Origin of the sequence: Luteolibacter sp., assembly GCF_039920825.1 — a bacterium.
Lineage (GTDB): Bacteria > Verrucomicrobiota > Verrucomicrobiia > Verrucomicrobiales > Akkermansiaceae > Luteolibacter.
The window spans coordinates 1-24,312 of sequence record NZ_JBDSCX010000016.1 but is presented as its reverse complement, the minus strand read 5'-3'; the positions used below and the strand labels follow the sequence as shown (position 1 = coordinate 24,312).

Annotated in this window: 21 protein-coding genes; 18 read left to right on the top strand and 3 right to left on the bottom strand. The window is 58.7% G+C overall.

Annotation, left to right across the window (positions count from 1 at the left end; genetic code table 11):
- Window positions 1-69 precede the first annotated feature (69 nt).
- Together ABIQ96_RS03865 and ABIQ96_RS03860 are read left to right on the top strand one after the other, a co-directional pair.
- The gene (locus ABIQ96_RS03865) at window positions 70-888 is read left to right on the top strand and encodes a hypothetical protein (RefSeq protein ID WP_348213234.1); all 819 of its coding nucleotides are present in this window, start codon (window positions 70-72) and stop codon (window positions 886-888) included.
- A 214-nt stretch (window positions 889-1,102) separates the two neighbouring features.
- Window positions 1,103-2,377, top strand: coding sequence for a hypothetical protein (locus tag ABIQ96_RS03860; RefSeq protein ID WP_348213233.1), 1,275 nt, complete (start codon window positions 1,103-1,105; stop codon window positions 2,375-2,377).
- A 273-nt stretch (window positions 2,378-2,650) separates the two neighbouring features.
- Here ABIQ96_RS03860 and ABIQ96_RS03855 read toward each other — a convergent pair whose 3' ends face one another.
- Window positions 2,651-3,535, bottom strand: a complete 885-nt coding sequence (locus ABIQ96_RS03855; protein ID WP_348213232.1) for an undecaprenyl-diphosphate phosphatase — start codon at window positions 3,533-3,535, stop codon at window positions 2,651-2,653.
- A 106-nt stretch (window positions 3,536-3,641) separates the two neighbouring features.
- Here ABIQ96_RS03855 and ABIQ96_RS03850 point away from each other — a divergent pair, with 106 nt between their 5' ends.
- Window positions 3,642-4,199: a DUF2062 domain-containing protein gene (locus ABIQ96_RS03850; protein WP_348213231.1), complete on the top strand. Its 558-nt coding sequence runs from the start codon at window positions 3,642-3,644 to the stop codon at window positions 4,197-4,199.
- On the opposite strand, the gene ABIQ96_RS03845 is transcribed toward ABIQ96_RS03850, so the two are convergent.
- Window positions 4,196-4,972: a TPM domain-containing protein gene (locus ABIQ96_RS03845; RefSeq protein ID WP_348213230.1), complete on the bottom strand. Its 777-nt coding sequence runs from the start codon at window positions 4,970-4,972 to the stop codon at window positions 4,196-4,198. The two genes, ABIQ96_RS03850 and ABIQ96_RS03845, sit on opposite strands and share 4 nt — an antisense overlap.
- Window positions 4,973-5,584: 612 nt before the next feature.
- On the opposite strand from ABIQ96_RS03845, the gene ABIQ96_RS03840 reads away from it, so the two are divergent.
- Complete coding sequence (locus tag ABIQ96_RS03840; RefSeq protein ID WP_348213229.1) at window positions 5,585-6,037, top strand: hypothetical protein; 453 nt, start codon at window positions 5,585-5,587, stop codon at window positions 6,035-6,037.
- Window positions 6,038-6,518: 481 nt separating this feature from the next.
- On the opposite strand, the gene ABIQ96_RS03835 is transcribed toward ABIQ96_RS03840, so the two are convergent.
- On the bottom strand, window positions 6,519-6,695 hold the full coding sequence (locus ABIQ96_RS03835) for a hypothetical protein (RefSeq protein WP_348213228.1): 177 nt from the start codon (window positions 6,693-6,695) through the stop codon (window positions 6,519-6,521).
- Between ABIQ96_RS03835 and rsmH the strand changes: the two genes are divergently transcribed.
- The 14 genes from rsmH (at window position 6,694) to ABIQ96_RS03765 (ending at window position 24,045) form a co-directional block, all read left to right on the top strand.
- Window positions 6,694-7,848, top strand: coding sequence for a 16S rRNA (cytosine(1402)-N(4))-methyltransferase RsmH (gene rsmH / locus ABIQ96_RS03830; protein ID WP_348213227.1), 1,155 nt, complete (start codon window positions 6,694-6,696; stop codon window positions 7,846-7,848). The genes ABIQ96_RS03835 and rsmH overlap by 2 nt on opposite strands.
- Complete coding sequence (locus tag ABIQ96_RS03825; protein ID WP_348213226.1) at window positions 7,845-8,201, top strand: hypothetical protein; 357 nt, start codon at window positions 7,845-7,847, stop codon at window positions 8,199-8,201. The genes rsmH and ABIQ96_RS03825 overlap by 4 nt, the downstream gene beginning before the upstream one ends.
- 3 nt (window positions 8,202-8,204) lie before the next feature.
- Entirely contained in the window at window positions 8,205-10,130 is a 1,926-nt protein-coding gene (locus ABIQ96_RS03820; protein ID WP_348213225.1) for a penicillin-binding protein 2, read from the top strand.
- Window positions 10,127-11,626, top strand: coding sequence for a UDP-N-acetylmuramoyl-L-alanyl-D-glutamate--2,6-diaminopimelate ligase (locus ABIQ96_RS03815; RefSeq protein ID WP_348213224.1), 1,500 nt, complete (start codon window positions 10,127-10,129; stop codon window positions 11,624-11,626). Before ABIQ96_RS03820 ends, ABIQ96_RS03815 begins: the two co-directional genes overlap by 4 nt.
- The gene (murF, locus tag ABIQ96_RS03810; RefSeq protein ID WP_348213223.1) at window positions 11,623-12,990 is read left to right on the top strand and encodes a UDP-N-acetylmuramoyl-tripeptide--D-alanyl-D-alanine ligase; all 1,368 of its coding nucleotides are present in this window, start codon (window positions 11,623-11,625) and stop codon (window positions 12,988-12,990) included. The genes ABIQ96_RS03815 and murF overlap by 4 nt, the downstream gene beginning before the upstream one ends.
- Window positions 12,990-14,189 (top strand): phospho-N-acetylmuramoyl-pentapeptide-transferase, encoded by a 1,200-nt coding sequence (gene mraY, locus ABIQ96_RS03805; RefSeq protein ID WP_348213222.1) that lies wholly within the window; start codon window positions 12,990-12,992, stop codon window positions 14,187-14,189. Before murF ends, mraY begins: the two co-directional genes overlap by 1 nt.
- Window positions 14,190-14,191: 2 nt before the next feature.
- On the top strand, window positions 14,192-15,502 hold the full coding sequence (gene murD, locus ABIQ96_RS03800; RefSeq protein WP_348213221.1) for a UDP-N-acetylmuramoyl-L-alanine--D-glutamate ligase: 1,311 nt from the start codon (window positions 14,192-14,194) through the stop codon (window positions 15,500-15,502).
- Between the two features lie 7 nt (window positions 15,503-15,509).
- Window positions 15,510-16,301, top strand: a complete 792-nt coding sequence (locus tag ABIQ96_RS03795) for a LysM peptidoglycan-binding domain-containing protein (protein ID WP_348213220.1) — start codon at window positions 15,510-15,512, stop codon at window positions 16,299-16,301.
- Window positions 16,302-16,319: 18 nt separating this feature from the next.
- Window positions 16,320-17,459 (top strand): putative peptidoglycan glycosyltransferase FtsW, encoded by a 1,140-nt coding sequence (locus tag ABIQ96_RS03790; RefSeq protein ID WP_348213219.1) that lies wholly within the window; start codon window positions 16,320-16,322, stop codon window positions 17,457-17,459.
- 269 nt (window positions 17,460-17,728) lie between these two features.
- Window positions 17,729-19,408: an ATPase, T2SS/T4P/T4SS family gene (locus tag ABIQ96_RS03785; protein WP_348213218.1), complete on the top strand. Its 1,680-nt coding sequence runs from the start codon at window positions 17,729-17,731 to the stop codon at window positions 19,406-19,408.
- Window positions 19,409-19,450: 42 nt separating this feature from the next.
- A complete protein-coding gene (locus ABIQ96_RS03780; protein WP_348213217.1) occupies window positions 19,451-21,121 on the top strand; it encodes a GspE/PulE family protein in 1,671 nt (556 codons plus the stop codon).
- A gap of 102 nt (window positions 21,122-21,223) precedes the next feature.
- Complete coding sequence (locus tag ABIQ96_RS03775; protein WP_348213216.1) at window positions 21,224-22,510, top strand: type II secretion system F family protein; 1,287 nt, start codon at window positions 21,224-21,226, stop codon at window positions 22,508-22,510.
- 42 nt (window positions 22,511-22,552) lie between these two features.
- On the top strand, window positions 22,553-23,134 hold the full coding sequence (locus ABIQ96_RS03770) for a type II secretion system protein GspG (protein WP_348213215.1): 582 nt from the start codon (window positions 22,553-22,555) through the stop codon (window positions 23,132-23,134).
- Window positions 23,135-23,454: 320 nt separating this feature from the next.
- Window positions 23,455-24,045 (top strand): hypothetical protein, encoded by a 591-nt coding sequence (locus ABIQ96_RS03765; protein WP_348213214.1) that lies wholly within the window; start codon window positions 23,455-23,457, stop codon window positions 24,043-24,045.
- Window positions 24,046-24,312: the final 267 nt, after the last annotated feature.

Here is a 24,312-nt window from a genome sequence, read left to right as displayed (position 1 = left end):
GCGCGGCTCCGGTATGCGTGGGACTCGTAGCAAGTGCCAATTCGGCACGCTGTAATTAATTGCACTCTCATGCGGGAAACTCTCATAGTCATCGGCTTATTTGTCCTTGCCGTGGCTCTGCGTTCGGCACGAACCAACTGCCTGCGCAAACTCGGGGCGATCACGTTCCTTTCCGCATCCTTCTGCCTGTTCTATTTTCTAACGGGTCGCCTGTGGGCCGGTGTCCTCGGGACCGTGCTGTGGTTTTTCCTGCCGTGGGTCGAACTGCTCACGCGGATCCGCTCGATGCGGTTGCCGCTGGACAACCGGCTGAAACATCGCGAAGTCCCGAACCCGTCGTTTTTCCCGAACGCCATCGAAGCCGCGGCGGCGATGGAGGAGGCGGGCTTCGAGCACGTGTCCGATTGCGGTTGGGAATGGGCGGGCATGCAGCAGTTTTTCCGGCTCTTCTGGCATCCGGAAGAACGCGCGGTCGCCGCGGTTTGCCTATGCGAGCAGAGCGACGTTGCGTTCGCGTTCATTTCCATCACCTCGCAGGACGACGGCGGCGGCATCTGGCGGACGACAAATTTCCCTTTCGCGCCGACGCTGCAATGTCCGCCTAACGTAAAGTGGAACCATGTGCCTTGCGAGCGGAGTTGCTTCCATCAGATCCTCAAGGATCACAAAAAATACCTGAACCGCGTGAACATCCCGTCGGATCGTTTGCGGATGCCGGACCCCGAGGAAATCGAAAATTCCATCGAACAGGAAATGCGCAGGCAGGTGGATCACAACCTCGCGGCCGGACTCATTGAGCTAACAGGTGATGGCCATTTCCAATACTCGAAACGCGGCCTGTTCTTCCTCTGGGGCCAGTTCATCAAGGACATGGTCCGGCTTTGTTAGGCGGGAAGGCGCCCGGGCGGTGATCGTCGCGCAGGGTTCATTTCCACCTTCGTCGATTGCTTGGAAATATGGAAAACCACGGGCATCGAAGTGGTTCGGACCCAAGAGTGGACGCTGGGTGGTTTTCAGTCGTGTCCAAGAGAAACCGTCGAACTGAATGCAGGGACAGGATTTTGAATTTGACTCCTAACTTCCAAAGCTTTGGGCTTACCCCATGGGCTACAACATCTTTCTGAAGGGCGATTCTTTTGATCATGATGGCTGGGTGGAGGATCTGGGGCAGCTGGATCTCAATATCTCCTCCATGGGGAGGCAGTTCGCCGGTATGCTTGCGGAAGACGGAATTGAAGAAATGTGGCTGCATCCGTGTGGCGGTATCCGGGGGATAACAGTTAGGAAGAGGGAAGATGGTGCGGAATTAAGCCTGCCCGCGGGTGTCGCCGAAGCGGATTTCCTGCTCGCGGGTACGCTGATCCGGGCGGCGGCGAATCGTGGCGCCGTGGTCGAAGATGAAGAAGGGGACATTCTTACCGGATCCGATGAGCAAATGCGGGAGCTGGGAGCGAAATATCGACGATTTTTCTGGTCGGCGATCTGCCACGGATTGGCAGATGGAGAATCGTTTTTGCCGATTGGAGGAATGCTCAATTTACGAATCGATCCATCAGAGCGGGGGGATGCCCGTTGGGACGAGCTGGAGCAAAAACAACTGGCCAAGATGGAACGCTATGAGGAGGCGTTTGTGGCTTCGCTCATGCAGGGGAACTTCGGAGGGGTGCAAAAGGTGGTCTCGAACTATCATCACCTTCCCACACTCCTTTCCACTGAGGCGGACATGGTCATACTGAACGGTGAGCATGGCGACATCACCGAAGGCGTCCCTGTCCCAATGGAACGTTTCTGTGAGATCCTTGAAGGGCGTGTGGAAGATCTCGGTGCCTGGAAATTCGTGGCTGCGATTGATTTTTCCAACGAGCCGGAACTCGTTGCGAAATTGAAGTCCGCCCCCCGCAGCCTGCCGCTGCCGACGGGCGTGGCGGCGCCATCATCCGGCGAATCCAAGGCCGGTGAGCTGACCGGGAATGACTGGATGTTTCTCGCGAAAATGGCCGTCTTCTGTCCGTTTTTGGTGGCGAGCGCCGATGGAAAAGTGGATCGCAAAGAGAGCGTGGCGATTGCGAATTTACTGAAAGAGCATCAGTCCTGCCCTTACCCGGTCGTAGCCAAGATTTTGGGAATCGCTCATCATTCGTTGGAAATGATCGCCAGTGAATTGCAGTCGGAAGCGATGCCGGCTTTGATGTATCTTGCGCTTTTGAAAAGCGTTCTCGAGAAATTCCCGGAAGAGGAAGCCGCCCAAATCCGCTCGGGTTTTCTAACCATCGCAACGGCGGTGGCGAAATCCTCAAGCGGGCTGTTTGGCTTTGGCCCGAAAATCAGCAAAAAAGAACAGGCCGTCCTCGATTTGCTGCAATCCGTATTGGCATAGCCATTTGATAGAGGATTGAAAGCGGTCGCAACCGCAGAGGGGGTCATCAAGGAGATCATCCTGACTAGCAAACATCGTCGGGTCGGGCGTGCGCGTAGGGGCGGATTCCATCTTACTCCCTTTGCGACGAAGCATTTTTCCTCAGCATGCTGATCTGGCACCCGGAGGAAAAGGTCGTCGCTGCCGTCAGCCTGTGCAAATTTCTTCCCTATGTTCAGGGGGGCCGCGCCGTAAGAGGAAGGGACCGGAGATCCCTTCCCTTATCATGGGATCTCAAGCCTGCAATGTCCCCGCCACGATCAGGCTGCCGATGATCAGGCCGATGCCGATGCGGTACCAGCCGAAGACGGAAAGTCCGTGGCTTTGGAGGTAGGAAACCAGCCATTTCACCGCGATGGCCGCGGAGATCGCGGCGGCGACAATGCCGATGATCATGGGCACCGCACCGTATTCGTTGAGCATCAGCTTGGTGCCGCCGAAGAGCTTGTCATACATCGGGTCGAGGCCCTTCACTTTTCCCACAGCATCCTTGGCGGTCGCCGCCGTGAGTGTGAGGACACCTAACAAAAACGAGTATTCCACCGCCGCGCGGATCGAGAGTCCGACGAGCAGTCCGCCGCAGATGGTCATCAGGCTGCGGCTGGTGCCGGGGCACATTGCCACGCATTGGAGCAGGCCGATGATTAGCGCCATCTTGAGAGTTAGTCCGGCAAGCTCGACGCCTCCGCTCCGGGGCGGATTGGATTTCCTCCACCATGAAACGGCCAGAATCCCGACTCCGCCGATGAACCAGGCGATGACGACCGGCCACAAACCAAAGAGATGTTCCTTGATCTTGTGGCTGAGGATGACACCGATAACCGCTGCGGGTAGGAATCCGGCGATGATGTTGATGGCGAGTTTCAGTCCTTCCGGATTTTTTCCAAGCACGCCCTGGATCATCTGGATGACCCGTTTCCAATAAAGCCCAAGCACCGCCAAGATCGCGCCGCCTTGGATGCATACCGCAAAAGCGTCGGCCGCTTCCTTCGCTTGGAGGCCGCCGGTGCCGATCCCCATCAGCCGTTGTGCGACGATCAAATGCCCGGTCGAGCTGATCGGGAGGTATTCGGTGATCCCTTCGATCACGCCCAGGATGAATGCTTGCCAAGGATGCATGGTGAAATTTCCACGAAGCTGCGTAAGGGCTGGCGGGTGAGCAAGGCATTTGCGGTTGATTCGGTGTGAGGAGTGGCGGATGGTGCCGCCCGATGCTGTTTCACCCATGAAAGTCCACTACCTCAGAATGGTGCGTCGGGCGTTTCGTGCCCTGCGCCATAAGAAACTCCGCCACCGGCCGTGGTGGCAGAAAATTTCCAAGCCGTTGTTCCACCGCAGCTTGTGGGTGCCGTGCCGGGACACGGTGGCCACCGGTCTCGCCATCGGGTTGTTTTTCTCGATGATGTTGATGCCGTTCCAAATGCTGCCCGCCGCGGTTTTCGCGATGCGCGCTCGGGCGAACGTGCCGTTCGCCATCGCCGCCTGTTGGCTGACGAATCCGTTCACCACGCCGCCGATCATGTACGGGCAATTCGCCATCGGCAACTGGATGCGTCATTCGCTCGGAGTGCCGATGCCGCAGTTCCTTCAAGACGTGCATTTCGACGTTCCGCAGGTGGGGGACCTCAATGCCGCCAGCTATATTCTTGGCATGCTCACGATGGGAGTGGTGGTCGCCTTGTGCGCCTATCCGGTGGTCCATTTGTTTTCGGCGATCCTGCCGCACCATCTGCCGGTTAGAAAACGGAAGCAAAGGCCGCTGGGCGAAGCTCCAGCCCGTTAGGCCTGCTGCCGCGGCACTGGTCGGGCGAAGCGACGGGCCGTGACATCCGCACCGCAGGGAGCGCCCAGTCGTTCGGGACGGTCCACCACCGGGAAACGGAAGGTGCGGACCCGGGCCATGCTCGAATGCCGGACCAGCGCGCCCGCGCCGATCAAGCCGAGTCCTAACAGCGCCAATCCGCCCACGACGACCAATACGATTCTAACGGATCTCTCCGGCGGCGGCGGTGCTTCACGGCGGACGAAATAGCCGTCGAATTCCCCGGCGAGTTTGTCCACGACGGCTTCCAGATAGCCTTCGGGGCCGAGTTTGCCGTCCACAGCTCCGAGTGCGCGGTTGATGATGGCGGTCGTTTCGTAGGAAGGAACGCGGTGCGGATTTTCCGTTTGATCGGGATTTCCCACCATGTCTTGACCGATCCCGAGCGTGCGGCTGTCGGACTCGAAAACGATGACGAGCCCGTCCCCGTCCGGCAGCCAGTTCCGCCGCAGGTCGGTCGCCTGTTCCTGGGCGGAAGTGCCGATCAGCACCGGCTCCACCACCACGTAGAGCTTGTAGCCGTGTTCGCTTTCCAATTTCCGGATCCTGGTGGAAATCCGTTTGGCCAGTTCCGTGTCGCGACCGAGAATCCGGCTTTCATCGAGAATTCCGCCCGCCGGCGGTTTCTTGCCGGGGTTCTTCGCCAACCACTCCGGCAGCGATTGACCCTGGCCACTCAGGACCAAGACCGCCATCAGAAGCGGGATTGCCAACCATTGTTTGAACCGGATCACGAGGCAGGAACTCTTTAATATTTCCTAATTAAAGACAAGTGAGATTGCAGCACGGATTTCCGGGCTTAACGGGGAGCTGAGGCAATCGGCGAGAAATTCGCGGATCGCGGGGCATCGGATGCGACTGGACGGTGAGGTCGCGCAAAACGGTTTCCCGGGTGGCATTTTGGGTCGGCGGGCTCGGCACTCGATCCATCAAAATGAGTGGCGGTTGGCGGTTCGTGTGACACGCATGCCTGAAGCTCCGCAGGATTTGAACTATCCGCTTTTTCGGCAAGAACGTTTCCGATGGAATTCCGGATCAATCAAAGCCGGAGACTGGGATTAAGATCAAGTACACCGAGACTGAAAAATCCGCACCGAAGTACACCTTCCTTCAAATAATTAAAAATCCGCCGAAAATTGGTCCTTTTTTGCCAAAATTTTTCGATAATTAAGCCGAAAACGGCAGGGAGACTGGGTAAATTTCCCAAAAAACCGAGATGGCATATAGTGGAAATCGTTGATAATGTGGCTGTTGCGTATTTAGTAAAAATGTCCCAATTTAATCTTGCGAGTTGAGTGTATTTCAGTGTACTTTATTGCCGCTGACACAATCACCTCCTCGCCCAAGTGGAAATCGACAACCAACGCTACACGGGATTCCACCCGTATAAGATCGACCCGAAGTTCCGGGTTTCGGTCCAAGCGTCCTGGCGTCCCGAGGCGGGAGCTTCCCTTTATCTGCTGTTTGCCAAGGACCAAGGCCTGCCGCTCGTCCGGGTTCTCAGCAAAGAGGCCTACAACCACAAGGTCGTCACCATCAACGAAAGCGACAAGACCCCGGCGGAGAAGACCAAGCTGCTTGCGAAACTCGCGCTGCTTTCACGCGAGGCCACCGTCAACGAGCAAGGCAAGCTCCTCGTTCCGAAAGATCTCAGTGAAAAGGCCGGCATCGCTCCGGACTCCGACGTGATGCTCGCCGGTCGCGGCATGGCCTTCGAAATCTGGAGCAAGGCGAACTTCGACATCTACCTCGCACAGATCACCGACGACGACACCGAGGACGATCTCGGGATTTTCTAAATTTTCCCAAACACTCACCCACCACACACCCAACAACTGCAATGTTGTTCACCCCACCAATTCTGACACTCGAGGCGGTCCGCAATACAGCGGCTTCGGTCGCTCTCGCCCGTGTGTCAGGATTGGGACTCTTTTCAGACGAACTGGCTGGCTCGGGACAGCACGCCTATTTGTCGATCCAAACAGATTGCCGCACCGCTCCTGGCTGGTTGTCGGTGCGGCGTCTGGTGCTTTCATTGGCTGGGCGCACGAAGTCTCTCGGGACAGAGCTTTACGCGCTTTTTGAAACGATGGTCCGCACTGCTCCTGGCTGGTTGTCAGTGCGGCCATCGCAAATTTTCCTTTCAGGTGAATCGGCTGGCTCGGGACAGCACGCCGTTTCGTCGATCCAAACAGATTGCCGCACCGCTCCTGGCTGGTTGTCGGTGCGGCGTCTGGTGCTTTCATTGGCTGGGCGCACGAAGTCTCTCGGGACAGAGCTTCACGCGCTTTTTGAAACGGTGGTCCGCGCTGCTCCTGGCTGGTTGTCAGCGCGGCCGCCGCAATTTTTTTTTTCAAGGCAGAACGCGTCGCTCGGGACAGCACCGCGTTCCGCCTCACTAACGGACGTCCGCACCGCTCCTGGCTGGTTGTCGGCGCGGCGTCTGTCGAATTTCATGGCTGGGCGAATGGAGTCTTCAGGGGTGTTGCTCCAATCGCCATTTGAAACGATGGTTCGCGCCGCTTCAGGGGTGTTGTCAGCGCGACCATCGCATCGATTTCTATCAGGACAAACCGGAGCGCTCGGGACAGCACGCCGGATTGTCGATCACACGGATGCCTGCGCTGCTCCTGGCTGGTTGTCAGCGCAGGCTCCCGTCGATTTTTCCGAATCCATCGCCGCCGGTGACTATCATCTTCCGGTGTTTCCGGCGGAGATCGCCGAATGGATGGCACCGTCGTCCGACAAATTCATCATCGATGGCACGCTCGGTGGTGGCGGACACAGCGAGATTTTCCTGAAGGCCGGCGCCCGCGTGTTAGGCGTGGACCGCGATCCGGAAGCTCTGGCTCACGCCCGTGCCCGGCTCGCCGCATTCGGCGAACGATTTTCCACGTGGGAAGGAAACTTCTCACGCCTCCCGGAAATCCCCGAGATCCAGAGGGGGGAACGGGCCGATGGCCTGCTGATGGATCTCGGGGTTTCTTCCCGCCAGCTCGACTCCGCGGCGCGGGGGTTTTCGTTCATGCGGGAAGGTCCGTTAGATATGCGGATGGGGCCGTCCAGCCCGCGCACCGCTGCGGACATCGTAAACCACTGGCCGGAAGCGGATATCGTCAGGATCCTGTTTGAATTCGGCGAGGAATCGAAAGCACGCCGGATCGCCGGTGCCATCGTGAAACAACGGGCTAACAAACCCTTCGAAACCACGCTGGATCTCGCCAACTGCATTGAAAAAGCCATCGGCCGCCATGGCCGCACCCATCCCGCGACCAAGACATTCCAAGCGATCCGCATGGCGGTGAACGAGGAACTTGAATCACTCGCCACCGCTCTAACCGCCGCGCCTTCGGTGCTGAAACCCGGAGGACGCCTGTTGATCATCACCTTCCACAGTCTCGAAGACCGGATGGTGAAACGGTTCCTCAAACACCGGTCCACCGAATTCCTCGATGACCCGGGATGGCCGGAACCCCGGCCCAATCCCGATTATCAATTCCGGCTGCTGGCCCGCAAGGCCATCGCACCCACCGCCGAGGAAACATCCCTGAACCCGCGAGCCCGCAGTGCGAAACTGCGGGTTGCCCAGCTTTTAGACCTCAAGCCATGAACCGCCGCCGCAACGAATCCCGCACCCCCGCGACGATCTTTTTCGCGCTCATTCTCGCCGCCACCATCGCCGCGGCCGGCGGAGTGCTGCACGCGTTTTATAAAAACCGCCAGGTGCAGGTTTCCCGCGAGATCGATGCCATCGACGGTCGCGTCGAACAATGCCGTCTGGATATCCGCACCACCGAAATGCGGATGGATCTGCTGCTCAACCGTTTCGCCATCCGAAAGCAAATCGAAGAAAACGGCACCTCACTGCGTCCGATGTATTCGACTGCCGGCCCACGTGCGTTGGTCGAAGAAATCGATGCCGCCACCCTCACCCGCCACAGCGTGGCTTCCGCCGTTCCCTAGCCTGTGCAATCCTCCTTCCAAAACCGTTGCATCGTCCTATGCTCGATCCTTGTGGTCGGGCTCAGCGTGCTTTCGGCCCGGTTGGTCCAAATCCAGCTCGTGGATCGTCGTTATTCGGAACGCGCCCAGCGCGAACGCCACACGACCGAGAAATTGTTAGCACAACGCGGTATGATCGTGGACCGTAATGAAGAACCGCTCGCGAAAAGCATTCCGATGTCCACGGTGCTCCTCGACCGGAAGATCCTGATGGATCCCACCCAGGCCAGCCGCGGACTTGCCTATCAGGAAGCTTCCGAGGAACCCGGTTGGAATGACCTCGAACCCTCGAAACAAAGCCGCCGCATCAACCTGCTGCGCGGCGAGATTCTCGCCCGCGAGTCGCCGGAAGACATCGTGCAAAAGCATTTGGCCTACGCCATCGGCATCCTTGCCCGGCCGCTCGGCATGCGTCGCGACGAACTTCGCGATAAAATCGAAAACACCAAAGGGGACTGGTTTCCCGTCGCCAAGGATCTGCCGCAGGATGTGGGCGACCAGCTCGATGACACCATCAACAAGGTCCGGATCCAGGGCTTCACGGTCGAAGGTTCGGTTAGGCGCTGGTATACCTCTCCGACTCTGGCAACCCATTTGACCGGGTTCACCGGCGAAGAGGATAAAAAAGATGCGGAGGGAGTTTCACAAACGCGGACCGTCGGCAAATTCGGAGTCGAGTCGTCGATGGAGCCTTATCTCGCAGGCCGTGACGGGTGGCGCGAACATTATCGGGATGCCCGGGGCCAATTGGTTCCCGGACCTTCCAGCGGACTCAAGCCGCCGCGCGCGGGGCTGAACGTCAAGCTCACCATCGACATGGGCATCCAGACGATCGTCGAGGATGAGCTTGATGCCGGTCTGTCAGACTATCAGGCCAAGAAGGGCGCGGTGATCGTCATGGATCCGAAAACCGGAGAAATCCTCGCCTTGGCCAGCCGCCCGAATTTCGACTTGAACCTCCGGGAGGGACTTGGAGAGGACGGCGACGGCGCGAGCGTGAACTATGCGATCCAGACGATCTACGAACCGGGTTCGACCATCAAGATTGTTGCCTCGTCGGGTGCGCTGAACGAAGGTCTGGTCACTCCGCAGACTTCGATTTTCTGTCACAACGGATTCTATCAGGGCAAAGGATTTTTCGTGAGGGACGAGCATCCGGCCGGTTCGCTCAGCGTTGAGGGAGTGCTTCAGAAATCCAACAATAACGGAGCTTACAGCCTCGGCCGTCAGCTCGGCTCGAAGCGTTTTTACGACTATCTCCACAACTACGGGTTCGGCCGCAAAACCGGAATTCAGCTCAGCGGCGAAAGCGCGGGAACCGCCCGCAACACCGGCAACGAAGCGGATTTTTCCCACGCTTGCTACGGCTATGCGACCAGCGTGACTCCTCTGCAGCTCGCCTGCGCCTACTCGGCCATTGCCGGCGATGGCAAGCTCCGGAAACCGCATATCATCAAGTCCCTGATCGCCAACGACGGCACCGTCATCGAGGACTATCAGCCCGAAGTTGTTGACGAGGTTTTGACCCCGAAGACGGCCCAACAGATGCGGATGGCTTTGGAAAAAGTTGTCAAGGCCGGCACCGCGACCCGTGCTGCCGTTCCAGGCTATCTCGTCGGCGGAAAAACCGGAACCGTTGATAAACACAATCCGAAGGGCGGCTACTACACGGACAAGAAGATCGCTTCGTTTGCCGGGATGATGCCGATCCAGGATCCGGCCTTTGTCTGCCTGGTCGTCATTGATGATCCGCGGATCCCGACGATGAAACATCAGGGCGGACTGATCGCCGCGCCGATCTTCAGCAAGATCGCCACCCGCATCGCCTCCCACATGAATTTGCAACCCACCGAGCCTATTTCCTCTCCGCTTGCCTCCGCTACCCGATGATCCTCCGCGACCTTGTTAAGAATCTATCACGAGTCACGGTCGCCGGATCGCTGGATGCGGAAATCCATGCCATCACCGCCTCGTCGCGCGAAGTCGCGCCCGGGATGATCTTCGCCGCTATCCGGGGCACCACGCTCGATGGCCACCGTTTCATCAACGACGCGCTTGCCGCCGGGGCCACCGCGATCCTGGCGGAGACCGCGCCGCCTTCGGATTACACCGCGCCCGCAACCTGGCTACACGTGCCGGACAGCCGCGACGCGGTATCCGTGCTCGCCTCGGCGCTGGCGGGAAATCCCTGGAAGGAATTGTCGATCGCGGGTGTCACCGGCACCAATGGCAAGACGACGACCGCTTTTCTGCTGCACCACATCATGAAAACCGCGTGGCATCGCGCGGGATTGTTAGGCACGATTCTCGTTGATGACGGCGAAACCGTCGAGACCGCCAGGCACACGACGCCCGGCTCCATCGAGCTTTCCGGATTGCTCACCCGCATGCGCGACAACGGTTGCCGCGGGGTGGCGATGGAGGTTTCCTCGCACGGCATCCATCAGAAGCGGATCTCGTCGATCGGCTTCGACGCCTGCGTGTTCACCAATCTAACACAGGATCATCTCGACTACCACGGCACGCTCGATGCCTATTTCAAGGCGAAGGCGGATTGGTTTTACAGCCTTGCCGCGGATCCGCTTGGGAAAAAACCGGTGGCGGTGATCAATCTAGACGACGCCTACGGTGCCGAGCTCGCCGCGTCACTGGATGGTAAGATGCCGGTGATCCGTTTCGGCTTTGGTGTGCACTGCGATTTCCGCGCCAACAATTTCCGCCAGTCAGCCCGCGGCATGGAATTCGAACTCGCCGCCAAGGGGAAGACCTTCCTGGTCCGCGCTCCGTTGATCGGCCGTTTCAATGTTTATAATCTGCTAGGAGCCATCGCGGCCGCCAGCGCCTGCGGCATCAAGCCGCGTGAAGCGGTCGCGTCGCTGGTCGATTCGCCACAGGTTCCGGGACGCATGGAGAATGTCGGCAATGCCGGCGGTGCGACGGTTTTCGTGGACTATGCGCACACTCCGGACGCGTTGGAAAACGCCTGCCGCACGCTCAAGGAACTGGATCCGCGCCGCCTCATCACCGTCTTCGGTTGTGGCGGGGATCGCGACAAGGGCAAGCGTCCGCTGATGGCCGCCGCCGCCGCGCGTCACAGCGATGCCTGCGTGGTGACGTCCGACAATCCGCGTTCGGAAGATCCGCTCGCGATCATCAGCGAGATTGAAAAAGGCCTCGGTGGAAAAAACTCGCGCAGCATTCCCGACCGCGACGAAGCGATCAACTTCGCCATCGCGAACTCGCTCTCGGGCGACATCATCCTCATTGCCGGCAAGGGCCACGAAACGACCCAACAGTTTGCCGATCAAACCCTCGACTTCGACGACCGAAAACATGCCAGCAAGGCTCTTCGCGAGCGCGCCCAGGCCATTTCCGAAATGCGATGAAACCGATCTCCGCCCAGCAACTTGCGACCATCCTCGGCGCGCCCATCGCGGCGGGGAACGGTGACATCATGGTCACAGGAGGTGTCTCGACGGACACACGCAAGCTGCCTGACGGCTCGGCGTTCTTCGCCCTGCGCGGTGAGAATTTCGACGGTGATGCATTCGCCGCGCAAGCCCTGGCAGGCGGTGCCGTCGTCGCCATCGTCCACAAGTGGGCGGGCAAGGTAACGGAAAACGCGGCGGCGGTCATCGAGGTGGACGACACGCTGCTCGCTCTCCAACGGCTCGCACACTGGTGGCGCAGGCAGCTCGACATCCCGGTGGTCGGCATCACCGGATCTAACGGAAAAACCAGCACCAAGGACTTCACCTCGGCGGTGCTCGCGCGGAAGTTCAATGTCTCTGCCACCCGCGGGAATCTGAACAACCACATCGGCGTTCCGCTAACAATTCTGGCAACCACCGAGGAACACACCGCCGCGGTCTGGGAAATGGGCATGAACCATTCCGGCGAGATCGCGCCGCTGTGCCAGATCGCCCGGCCGAAATACGGCATCATCACCAATATCGGCACCGCCCACATCGAGTTCATGGGGACTCGTGAGGCCATCGCCGAGGAGAAGGGAATGCTCGGCCGCGCATTACCGGCGGATGGAATTCTTTTCCTGCCCGCGACCTGCGAGTTCCGCGACTACCTGCGCCAGCGGACCAAGGCCAACATGATCGCCGTGGGAAATGGCCGCGGTCTGGTGCGTGCGGAAGATCTGAAATTCGGAGCCGACGGAACGGTTTTCACCTTGGTCATCGAAGGCGAGGAATCGGTTCAGGTTTCCCTGCCGGTGCCCGGACGCCACATGGTGACCAACGCGCTGCTGGCCGCGGCGGCCGGGTGGAAACTCGGGATTTCTCCGGTGGAAATCGCTGCGGGGCTTTCCAACGCGGTTCTAACCGGCGGAAGACTCTGTCGTTACGAATACCACGGCACTACCGTCATCGACGACACTTACAACGCGAATCCGGAGTCGATGGCCGCGGCCATCGAGACGCTGGCGGACACGCCGGTCGATGACAGCGCCCGCCGCATCATCGTTCTCGGCCGGATGGGCGAACTCGGAACCCATGCGCCGGCCGCCCATTTGCGCACCGGAGCGCTTGCCGCCGAACGTCATCTAACGGTCGTTGCCGTCGGCGAAGGCTCGGAAGGCATCGCGGAAGGCGCGAATCATTCTCCTCATTTCATGGACCTCGAAGAAGCGGCCAAGTGGTTGTCCGGCGAGGTGAAACCCGGTGACGTCGTCCTCTTCAAGGGCAGTCGAGCCGCCACTGTCGAACGCGTCATGCACGCTGCTTTCCCCCGAAACTAATGCTTCCCGCCATTTATGATTTCTGGCTCAACGCTTTCGAACACGGCGAGGCGTGGGCTAAGTCCTGCCGTTTTCTCAATCTCTTTCAATACATCACTTTCCGCGCGGCAAGCGCCGGTCTGCTGGCATTCATCCTCTCGGTGCTATGCGGACCGCGGGTGATCCGCCGGTTGATTTCACTCAAGCTCGGCCAGCCGATCCGCAACGCCGAGGAAGTCCACAAGCTGGCCGAACTTCACGGCGGAAAAATCGGCACGCCGACGATGGGTGGCGTGCTCATCATCGGCTCGGTGCTGGTCTCGACGCTGGTTTTCGCCCGGCCTTTGAATCCATTCATCGCCGTCTGCGCCTGCACCATGGCCGCGTGTGGTTTGTTAGGTTTCTGCGACGACTACAAGAAGGTGAAGGAGAAAAAATCCGACGGCATCAGCAGCCGGAAAAAACTCGCGTGGCAATTGGTCATCGCCCTCGTCGCCGCGGGTTTCCTCTGTTTCAAGAAGGAGATCTCCGGCTACGGCGCTTCACCGCAGCAAATCGCCGATGGCCTCGCGGGATACCGGCTCGGTGAAAACCCCATCGGTATCGGAGCGATTTCTTTTCCTTTGCTCAAGGTGCCGATTCTCGATCTGCACTGGGGAATCATCCCGTTCTTCGCGCTGGTGATCGTCGGTTGCTCGAACGCGGTCAATCTCACTGATGGTCTCGACGGTTTGGCGACGGGCACGACGATCAGCGTGGCCTTGTCCTACGCCTTCCTCGCCTATCTGGCCGGGCATTTCTACATGGCCACCGAGTATCTGGTGATTCCGCACAACCGCTATGTCGGCGAGCTGGCGGTGTTCCTGATGGCGTTGGTCGGCGCGAGCTTCGGGTTCCTCTGGTTCAACTGCCATCCGGCGAAGGTTTTCATGGGCGACACCGGGTCGCTGGCCATCGGCGGCGCGCTCGGCACCGCGGCGATCTGCACGAAACAGGAATTGCTGCTCATCATCATCGGCGGCGTGTTCGTGATGGAGGCGATGTCGGTCATTCTCCAGGTCGGCAGTTTCAAACTGCGCAAGAAGCGGATCTTCAAGATGTCGCCGATCCATCATCATTTCGAATTGTTAGGTTGGCATGAAAATCAGGTGATCATCCGCTTCTGGATCATTTCCATCATGCTCGCCCTGTTCGGCCTCGCCCTTCTCAAGATCGCCTGAAAATGAGTCTAACTGGAAAACATGTCGCCATTCTCGGCGTGGGACGCAGCGGCCGCGCGGCCGCCGCGCTCGCGTTGCGCGAAGGTGCGGCCGTGTCCGCCTGGGACAGCGCGGGACCGGAGGCTTTCGACGGAATGCCGGCGGGTGTTGAGATTCATCCGAACGCGTCCGAAGCGGAGGGCGGCGCGGTGGTGTCCGACCTGCTCGTCGTGAGCCCGGGTATCGATACGTATGGTTCTTACGTTGCTGAGTTTTCAAAGCAATCCGGCGAAGTGATCGGCGAGGTGGAGTTGGCCGCACGGTTGTTCAAAGGCCGTATCATTGGCATCACGGGCACGAACGGGAAAACGACGACCACTGAATTGGTGGAGCGTATCCTCTCCCACGCCGGACTCGGTGGAACCGCTTGCGGCAACTATGGCATGCCATTCGCCGAGGTTGTTCTCCAATCGAATCCGCCCGATGTGGTTTCGCTGGAGCTGAGCTCGTTCCAGTTAGAAACGATTCGTTCGCTGCATCCGGTCGTTGCGATCTGGTTGAATTTCGCGCCCGACCACATGGACCGCTATCCGACGGTCGAGGCTTATCGCGCGGCCAAGCTGAGGATTTTCGAAAACCAGACAGCGACCGACACAGTGGTCGTCCGGACCGGTGAAAACCTTCCCCCCGTGGTGGCGAAGGTCGTGACATTTTCAACCACCGATCCTTCGGCGGATTGGTTTTCCGAGGGCAGAACCATCGAACACGATGGTGAGACCCGGCTCGACATGGAACGGGATACATCCTTGCGCGGTCTTCACAATGCGGAGAACACGATGGCCGCTCTCGCTGCCTGTGACGCCATCGGCATCCTGCCTAACATCATGCGCGAGGCGCTCCACGGCTACGCCCCGCCGCCGCACCGTTGCGAGCTGATCCGCACGCTGGACGGCGTCGAGTATCTGAATGATTCGAAGGCCACAAACCTTCATGCGTTGGAAAGCGCGCTGCGCTCGCAAACCCGCCCGGTTGTCCTCATCGCCGGTGGCAAGGAGAAGGGGCTCGATTATTCTCCCGTCGTGCCGCTTCTAACGAAAAAGGCGCTGGCTGCCGTCACCTTCGGGCAGATCTCGCGGCCTTTGGCGGAATTGTTCGCCCATGCCGTGCCGTGCGAATCGGTATCGACGCTGGCCGACGCCGTGACCGCCGCGCGCAGTCTCGCGCCGCGCGGCTCCACCATTCTCCTTTCTCCCGGGACCTCGTCATTCGACCAGTTCACCGGCTACGAACAACGTGGAAACGCCTTCCGCGACCTCGTCCACCAACTCCGCTAACCCCGCCATGAAACCGCAAACTCTGCCTGTCAAACGTCGCCCCGCACCCAAGGGGATTTTCAAGCGCCTGAGCGCTGTCACCGGCAACCGCAAACAGCGCGTTGCCGCCGCCGCCACCTCCGATATGGAGATCGAGGACAGCAGTTCGAAAATCTCGCGGGCTCTAACGATTATCTTCCTGATTCACATCGTCGCCATTGGTTTGATTTTCGTGCACCAGAGGTTTCTCGATGGCCGGGTGCCCGACACTGCGAAAACGGCGAAGACCGGGAGGGCTGAAGCTGCCGTGGCCTTGGCTCCGGCACAGCCACGTGCCAATCTCCCGCTATTAGCCGCCGGTGAAAAGGGGTTCATGGTTTCCCAAGGTGACAACTATTCCCGTGTCGCCACCAAGCTCGGAGTCGAAGAAGACGATTTGCGGGCGATCAACAAGAATGCGGATATCATTCCCGGACTCCGCATCAAGGTTCCATCCAAGCGCATTATCGCGCAGGATTTTCCTGAAGTCACCTCGATCCGCGAGAAGAGCGCGGCGGAACCCGATCTCGGCATGATGGAAAACGTCGATATTGCGAATGCGCCGCGGGCCCAGGTGGTGAAGTCGAAAATTTCCTATCCCAGCAGCCAGCCAGCGGCAGCCTCGACGACGGCTTCCGGGAAAAGTTATGTCGTGCAGAACGGCGACAGCGTCTGGCGGATCGCTAACAAATTCAAAGTGAATCAGGACACCCTCATGAAGGCCAACGGCATCAGCGACGCGCGCAAGATGAAGGTCGGCATGAGTCTGGTGATTCCTTAAGTTAGATTTCCTCCCCCGATGACCCGCCACTGTTCCGTCCTTCTCTGCACCGCCGTCGCCGCACTGGTGGCGCTGGGGCTGATCATGCTGACGAGCACGGGGGCGTGGGTGCCGGGATTCAGTGCCTATCATTTCATGACGGCCCAGGCGGCGTGGGTGGGAGTGGGTCTTGTCTGTGCTCTTGTCGCCGCGCGATTTCCGTTGGAAACGCTCAGGAAGTTCGCACCGTGGATGCTGGCGGCAGCCTGCGTGATGCTGATTCTGTGTTACGTTCCCGGAATTTCCGATGCCCGATGGGGTTCCAAGCGCTGGATCAAGGTGCCGGTCATTGGAAGTTTCCAGCCATCCGAAGCGGCGAAGATCGTCATCGTTCTGGCATTGTCCGCTTGGTTCGCCCGGTGGCAAACCGAAGTCCGCACGTTTTGGCGTGGCTTTGTGATGCCGGGGATCATCGCGGGGATTCCGATCTTGTTGATCGCCGGCGAGACCGACGTGGGGACCGCGCTCTCGCTCTGTGTGGCGGTGGGAGCGATCATGTTCTGCATTGGCACCCGCCTGATCTATGCGGTGCCGACAGCGCTGTTAGGAATGTCCGGCGCTGTCTGGTTCATCATGCACGACGTGGTCCGGCGGACTCGGATCGATGTGTGGATGGATTTGGCGAATCATCAGCGTGATCAGGGTATGCAGCAGTGGCGCGGTCTTCTGGCTCTTGGAAACGGCGGCCCGTGGGGAGTGGGACTTGGAAACGGTGTTGAGAAATTCGGTACCCTGACCTTCGCCTACACGGATTTCATTTTCCCAGTCATCGGCGAGGAGCTCGGGTTGCCATTCACTTTGGGGGCAGTGGTTTGTTATGTCCTGATCGCGGTCTGCGGGTGTGGCATCGCGCTCCAGGCGAACAATATTTTCAACCGCTGCGTCGCCTTGGGGCTGACCTGCGTGATCGTGGTCCCGGCGATGCAGAACATCGCCGTCACCACCGCGATGCTGCCGAACGATGGACTGCCGCTGCCCTTCGTCAGTTATGGTGGAACCAGTCTGGTTTTCAGTCTCGCAGCGGTGGGAATGTTGGTCGGCATCCATCGCCGTTCGTATGCGAGAGTTTCGCAAGAGTTTCCGTTGACGAAACAGACTCGGCTTGCGGTGCGTTTGTGATTACCGTCTCGAAGGTGGCGGGTCTTTTCCTCATGGGAAGATTGCGATTTTCAATGCCACGCAAGCTATTGCGCTGCGGATGAATGGTCATGGTGGTTACATTTCATGCGGGATTTCGCGAATCCTGGCATTCCGGCTTAAAATCACGTTTTCTTGCGATGTGGCTGGTTGACAAGCGAGGGGTGGGTTGACCAATCTGCGGAAGACGCAACACGGGCGATGGCTCGGTTTGCACCCTGAAAAAACCACCTTTAAGGACTCTAAGCCCAGTGTTTTCCAACGAAGATTATCTCGCAGAATTGCTCGCCGAAGCCGGAATGGTGAGCCCAGAAGACATCGACAATGCGCGCGCCTCACTTTCCGGCGGCGAGACCATCGTCGAGCACTTGCTGGCGCACAGCGCGCTGACGCAGGACAATGTCGCGAAAACGCTGGCGGCCAACGCGGGGATCCCTTTCATCCGGCTTGCGGACGTGGCCTTCGATCCGGGCATCACCGAGACGGTCACGGATGACGTCGCGAAGCGGTATCGCGTCATCCCGGTGCAGGACGAAGGTTTAACGCTCACAGTGGCGATCGCCGATCCGCTGGATTTCGAAACCCTCGACAGTCTGCCGCACGTGATCGGCCGCGAGCTGAATCTCGTTTGCGTCACCCAGCAGGACCTTCAGGATCACCTCAAACAATTTTATCATGCTGGTGCCTCAACCGGCGATGCCGCACCCGAAGGCTACTCGGTGAGCGGTGGCGATGCGGAAGCCGGAGTTGATAGCAACGACGCGCCGATCATCCGGCTGGTCATGCAGTTGTTGACCGATGCATTCCGGCTGCGGGCATCCGACATCCACATCGAGCCACTGGAAACCTCAGTTCGTGTCCGCTATCGGCTCGACGGTAAATTGGTTCACGTTGATACCCATCCGAAGAAACTTCTGCCAGCCATCATCGCCCGTTTGAAGGTGATGAGCGGCACGATGTCGATCGCCGAGAAGCGTCTCCCGCAGGACGGCCGGATCCAGCTCAAGATGGGCGACAAGGAAGTCGACCTTCGGGTTTCCTCGGTTCCTTCGAATCACGGTGAATCCATCGTCATGCGGATTCTGGATAAAACCGCGCTGTTGTTAGGCTTGCCCGAGCTCGGGTTTTTCTCGGACGACCAGAAGGTTTTCGAGGGGCTCCTCGGTCTTCCCGACGGGATTCTCCTCGTTACCGGACCGACGGGTTCCGGAAAAACGACGACGCTCTACGCCTGTCTCAACGTCATCAACAAGCCGGACAAAAAGATCATCACTGTGGAAGACCCGGTCGAGTATGAGCTTCCCGGAATCAACCAGGTCATGGTGAAAGCCGACATCGGCATGACCTTCGCCGCGGCTCTCCGCGCGATGTTGCGGCAAGCGCCGAACATCATCATGATCGGGGAAATTCGGGATGCGGAAACGGCGAACATCGCCATCAACGCATCGCTCACCGGTCACTTGGTTTTCTCCACGCTCCACACCAATGACGCGCCGTCCGCTGTCGCTCGTCTCGCGGACATCGGGGTCAAGCCGTTCCTCATCGCCTCTGCCGTCCGTGCGGTGCTCGCCCAGCGTCTGGTGCGGAAACTCTGTCCGATTTGCAAAGGACCCGCCGAACTGACCGAGAAGGAAATGCGCGCGCTTTCGCTCGACTCCTCCCGGATGACGGAAGCCACCATTTTCGGGCCGGTCGGTTGCGAAAAATGCCGCGGCAATGGCTATAAGGGCCGGATGGGGATTTTCGAGACCTTCATCATCGATGACGAGGTCCGCAGCATGATCAACACCGGACTCACTACCACCCAACTCCGCCGCCGTGCCCGCGAACTTGGCATGCGCACTCTTCGCGAAGACGGCATCCGCAAGGTGTTGTCCGGACTTACCTCCGGAAGTGAAGTGGTTCACGCCACCATGTCCGACCTCGACTGATCGCCCCAACCCTCGACCTTTTCCGAAAAACCTTCTCGTCCCATGGACAATCAACAGATTCTCGAACTTTTTCAATCGCGCGGCCTCATCGACAGGTCCCTCGCCCAAGACATTCTCGCGGAAGTCGATCACAGCGGCAAAGAGATCGCCGAGATCCTGGCGGACTTCCAAGTCATTCAGAGCCGCGATGATATTTGGCCTGTAGTCGCTTCCGAATTGGGGGCCAGCATGGTGGACCTGCGTGACTGGACGCCGCCCGAAGCCTTGCTCGCGCTGGTGCCTGCCGGAACTGCCCGGTTGCACGGCGCACTGCCCGTCAGTTTCGATGAAACCGGCCTCTACGTGGCTTTGGTGGATCCTCTCAATCCGCAGACTCCGGAAGATCTTCGTTTCGCGCTCGGTCGTGAAATCCATGTCGTCGTCGCCCCGGATTACTTGGTCGAATCGAAAATCAACGAGTGTTACGGCGGCGAAGGCAAGGCGATGGAGGACATCCTCAGCCAGCTTGAAGTCGGCGGCGACAGCATGAATGCCGCGGATCTCGAAGCCGAGGCCAACTCGGCGCCCATCATCCGCTACGTCGATCTCGTTCTCTATCAGGCCATCAAGGAAAAGGCCTCGGACATCCATTTCGAGCCGTTTGAAAAGGACTTCAAGATCCGCTACCGGGTTGACGGCGCGCTTTATGAAATGGCGCCCCCGCCGATTCACCTGGCCGGGCCGATCATTTCCCGCGTCAAGGTCATGTCGAACATGAACATTGCTGAGAAGCGGGTTCCTCAGGACGGTCGGATCGTCAAACAGGTCGGCGACAAGCAGGTGGACATGCGGGTTTCCTCGCTCCCCACCCACCACGGCGAATCGATCGTGCTTCGGGTACTCGACCGGTCATCGGTCAATCTCTCGCTCGAAAATCTGGGCCTCACCGACCACATTTACAACTACATCACCGAGACGATCGAGAAGCCTAACGGAATTTTCATCGTCACCGGCCCCACCGGTGCGGGAAAGACGACCACGCTTTACGCCGCGCTTCGTCGTATCAACACCATCGATGCCAAACTTCTTACTGCGGAAGATCCGGTCGAGTATGACATCGACGGTATCATCCAGATCCCCATCAACGAAGCCATCGGTCTCGATTTCCCACGTGTTCTCCGCGCCTTCCTGCGGCAGGATCCGGACCGCATCATGATTGGGGAAATGCGCGACAAGGAAACCGCAACCATCGGCATCCAAGCTGCTTTGACGGGTCACTTAGTGCTTTCCACCCTTCACACCAATGACGCGCCGGGAGCCGTGACCCGTCTTGTGGACATGGGGTGCGAGCCATTCCTTGTTTCCGCTTCGTTGGAAGGAATTCTGGCCCAGCGTCTTGTCCGGACCATCTGCAAGGAGTGCAAGACTCCATACGAGCCGAACGAGTCCATTCTCAATCAACTTGGAGTCTCCGCCCACGAACTTGGTGACAAGCAATTCTTCACCGGTGCCGGTTGCGACATCTGCGGCCAGTCGGGCTACAAGGGCCGTCGCGGCCTCTATGAGTTGCTCAACGTAACCGACCCGATCCGCGAACTGATCACGTCGCGCGCGCCTTCAGTCGTTCTCAAGCAGAAGGCCGTCGAACTCGGAATGAACACCCTGCGCGAGGACGGCCTGCGCGCCATCTATCAAGGCGCGACGACGATCGAAGAAGTGCTTAAATATACCTGATAATCCACGGACAGCGCAGGAGATCGGCCATGCCGTTTTTCAGCGCCTTCCACTTGTTTCCTTTACAGAACTTTCCAAAACCTCCAAAAAAAATCCATTCCCATGGCTAATTTCCAATATTCCGCTCTTGATGCAAAAGGCGAGCAGACCACCGGCGCGATCTCTGCCGCCACCGAAGCTGAAGCGATCCAACAGCTTCGTTCCAAGGGCCTCTATCCGACTCAAATCAACGAAGAAGGAAAGTCCAAGGGCAAGGGGAAGGGAGCTCCCGCCAAGAGCAAAGCCAAGGCCAAGGCGAAGACCGTCGCCAAGGGAAAGACCGGCGGCAGCATCAAGCCGAAGAGCCTCATGATTTTCACCCGCCAATTGGCAACCCTCATCGATTCGGGGCTGCCATTGCTCCGCAGTCTGACTGTTCTTGAAAAGCAGGAGCCCAATCCGGTGCTCAAGGCGACCGTCAGTGCCCTCGCTGAAAACGTCCAGGGCGGCTCCACTTTCTCCGAGTCGCTCGCCCAGCACCCGAAGATTTTCAACAAGCTGTATGTGAACATGGTGAAAGCCGGTGAGCTGGGCGGTGTTTTGGAAATCGTCCTCAACCGTCTCGCCGAGTATCAGGAAAAGGCCCAGAAGCTGAAGAACAAGATCGTTTCCGCCATGGTTTACCCGGTGATCGTCATGTTCATCGCCGTCGCCATCCTCGTCTTCCTGATGATTTTCATCGTTCCGAAGTTCAAGGAAATGTTCTCCAGCACGGATCAGGAGCTTCCGCTCATTTCGCAGATCGTCTTCGGCATGTCGGAGTTCTTCCTTCATCAGTCGATCCCATTCGTGCCGAACGTCTTGTTTGTCTTCATTGCCTTCATCGTCGCCGTCTTTCTCTTCAACATGTGGGGACGCACCACCGGTGGCCGCAAGGCGATCGATACGATGAAGCTGAAGATGCCGATCCTCGGTGACATCCAGCGCAAGAGCGCGGTGTCCCGTTTCTCCCGGACTCTAGGAACGCTCGTCACCTCCGGTGTTCCCATCCTGCAAGCCCTCAACATCACCCGCGACACCGCTGGCAACGTCGTTATTTCGCGCGCCATCGAAAAGGTCCACGAAGCCGTCAAGGAAGGGGAAACCATCGTGACTCCTCTCCAAGCGTCGGGGGTTTTCCCTAACATGGTCATTTCCATGGTGGACGTCGGTGAGGAAACCGGTCAGCTCCCCGAGATGTTGCTCAAGGTTGCCGATGTTTATGACGACGAAGTCGATAACGCCGTTACCGCGCTTACCTCGATTCTTGAGCCGATCATGATCGTCATTCTGGCCCTGATTGTCGGTTCGGTTGTATTTGCATTGTTCCTACCATTGATTAAGATGATCTCGACCATGGGCAACCAGTAATCCGCTGGGGCTCTCCGTCATCCTCTTGAAAATCCAAGGAATATGAAAACCAACCGTCGCTTCGGCAGGCCGGCCTTCACACTCATCGAGTTGATGGCGGTCATCACCATCATCGTCATTCTGGCTTCCCTTGTCGTCGCCGGACTCTCCTTTGTGACCGAGCGTCAGGCTAAGGAAAAAGCCAGGGTTCAGATCGCGCTTCTCACCAAGGCGCTCGAAGATTACAAGCTGAGTAACGGCTCCTACCCCGCGTCCGAGAATTCGGCTGATGGGAAAAACCAATCGAAATTTCTGTTCAAGGCCCTGTATTGGGACTCTGACGATGATGGCACGGGAGTCCCAGCGGATACCGATCAGAAAATTTACCTGGCGGACCTCGATCCCCTCACCAGCAAACAAGGATGGACGACTGGAACCCCCAGTGATACCACGAAAATCACCGATCCTTGGGGCAATGAATATCGCTACCGGTCGGCGCTGAAAGCTGACGGGACAGCCAACGCCGACACCATCAATCCTGATTTCGATCTTTGGTCCGTTGGTAAAGACGGAGTGACCGAGGGAGGTTCAACCGCCGGAAACCTCAAAGACCCCAAGAACCGCGACGATATCCGGAATTTCTGATTCGACGAATTCCACATCCCAACGCCCATTTTTCGAGAAGCCCGCCACTCGGCGGGCTTTTTTGGTTTTCCGAGGGCCGGGAACAAATATCGACTCATACCGGAAATAGTGCTTCCGCAGGAAATTTTCCAGAGAGCCTGAAGGGACGGGGTTGAACAGGGGCTCGATTCGAGCCATTTTTAAGAAGGTTAGCTTATCGCCGGGAACACCTGAGAGAAAGTGACACGCATGGAAATAACAACCATCCGCGATACCGCCATTCGGGCGCTTGAATGTTCTCGACTCATGGTCCGACTGCGGGCTTTTCTCTCTTCAACAACATGAGCGACGAACAAGAATCCTCCCCAGAAATTTCCCCGAAGTCATCCGCCGAGGCCGCGCCGCGTGCCCGCAAAGTGGCTACTCCGCGCCCCAAGAAAGCCGCCAAGTCAGCAGCCCCGGCGAAAGAGGAGATCGTGCCGCTCGTCGCCGATCCCGCCCCGTCAGCACCTGCCGAACCTTCCGCACCGTCCGCTGGCGAATGGCCGGAACCCGAAGCCGCTTCCAACGGTGGAGCGTCGCCCCAATCCGAGTCCGGCAAACGGAAACGCCGTCGCCGCAAGGGCAAGGGCCAGGCCTCGGCACCGAACGCGGGTGGCTCGCAGAATGAAGATTTCCAACCCGGCGGCATGGTCGAGCCGAAGCCGGCCGATGCCCCGAGGGAACAAGGACCGCGTCCGAATCCCCAGCCACAGCAGCCGCGTCCGAAAATCGATCCCGAGCATCTCGCGAAGATGGCTTGGAAAATCTATCTGGCGGAAGTCAGCGAGGAAGGTGTCGCGCTCATCGGTGACAATGATGCGAAGGATCTTTCCCGCCGTTGTTTCCGTCTGGCGGAAATCTTCATCGAAGAGCAGGCGCGGCGGCGCTGAACGGGCCGCGAAATTCATTTCGCCTGTTGCCGGGGAACTTTGGACTGCGGTGAGGATGACCGCTTTGGCACGGCGTGCCGCCGTGATAGAGATGCTTTCACCTCGGGGAAAGACGCGCGAATGCGGCCTTTTCCGTGACATAGACCGTTTGCCAGAATAGATTGCCGAAACCTGTTCCCGGTGATGAGCCTCGTTTCGCTGTCCGGAGTTCAATCTTTAGATTGCCTCTTCAAGAGCACGGTAAACCGTGAACTCCGGACCGCTCTC

Bases quoted from the DNA above. Each gene is read 5' to 3' on its own strand.
- murF (WP_348213223.1), top strand. From the start codon at position 11,623: ATGAAACCGATCTCCGCCCAGCAACTTGCGACCATCCTCGGCGCGCCC.
- ABIQ96_RS03850 (WP_348213231.1), top strand. From the start codon at position 3,642: ATGAAAGTCCACTACCTCAGAATGGTGCGTCGGGCGTTTCGTGCCCTG.
- murD (WP_348213221.1), top strand. From the start codon at position 14,192: ATGAGTCTAACTGGAAAACATGTCGCCATTCTCGGCGTGGGACGCAGC.
- ABIQ96_RS03825 (WP_348213226.1), top strand. From the start codon at position 7,845: ATGAACCGCCGCCGCAACGAATCCCGCACCCCCGCGACGATCTTTTTC.
- rsmH (WP_348213227.1), top strand. From the start codon at position 6,694: ATGGCTGGGCGAATGGAGTCTTCAGGGGTGTTGCTCCAATCGCCATTT.
- ABIQ96_RS03855 (WP_348213232.1), bottom strand. From the start codon at position 3,535: ATGCATCCTTGGCAAGCATTCATCCTGGGCGTGATCGAAGGGATCACC.
- ABIQ96_RS03865 (WP_348213234.1), top strand. From the start codon at position 70: ATGCGGGAAACTCTCATAGTCATCGGCTTATTTGTCCTTGCCGTGGCT.
- ABIQ96_RS03780 (WP_348213217.1), top strand. From the start codon at position 19,451: ATGGACAATCAACAGATTCTCGAACTTTTTCAATCGCGCGGCCTCATC.
- ABIQ96_RS03775 (WP_348213216.1), top strand. From the start codon at position 21,224: ATGGCTAATTTCCAATATTCCGCTCTTGATGCAAAAGGCGAGCAGACC.
- ABIQ96_RS03790 (WP_348213219.1), top strand. From the start codon at position 16,320: ATGACCCGCCACTGTTCCGTCCTTCTCTGCACCGCCGTCGCCGCACTG.
- ABIQ96_RS03765 (WP_348213214.1), top strand. From the start codon at position 23,455: ATGAGCGACGAACAAGAATCCTCCCCAGAAATTTCCCCGAAGTCATCC.
- ABIQ96_RS03795 (WP_348213220.1), top strand. From the start codon at position 15,510: ATGAAACCGCAAACTCTGCCTGTCAAACGTCGCCCCGCACCCAAGGGG.
- ABIQ96_RS03835 (WP_348213228.1), bottom strand. From the start codon at position 6,695: ATGAAATTCGACAGACGCCGCGCCGACAACCAGCCAGGAGCGGTGCGG.
- ABIQ96_RS03770 (WP_348213215.1), top strand. From the start codon at position 22,553: ATGAAAACCAACCGTCGCTTCGGCAGGCCGGCCTTCACACTCATCGAG.
- ABIQ96_RS03815 (WP_348213224.1), top strand. From the start codon at position 10,127: ATGATCCTCCGCGACCTTGTTAAGAATCTATCACGAGTCACGGTCGCC.
- mraY (WP_348213222.1), top strand. From the start codon at position 12,990: ATGCTTCCCGCCATTTATGATTTCTGGCTCAACGCTTTCGAACACGGC.
- ABIQ96_RS03860 (WP_348213233.1), top strand. From the start codon at position 1,103: ATGGGCTACAACATCTTTCTGAAGGGCGATTCTTTTGATCATGATGGC.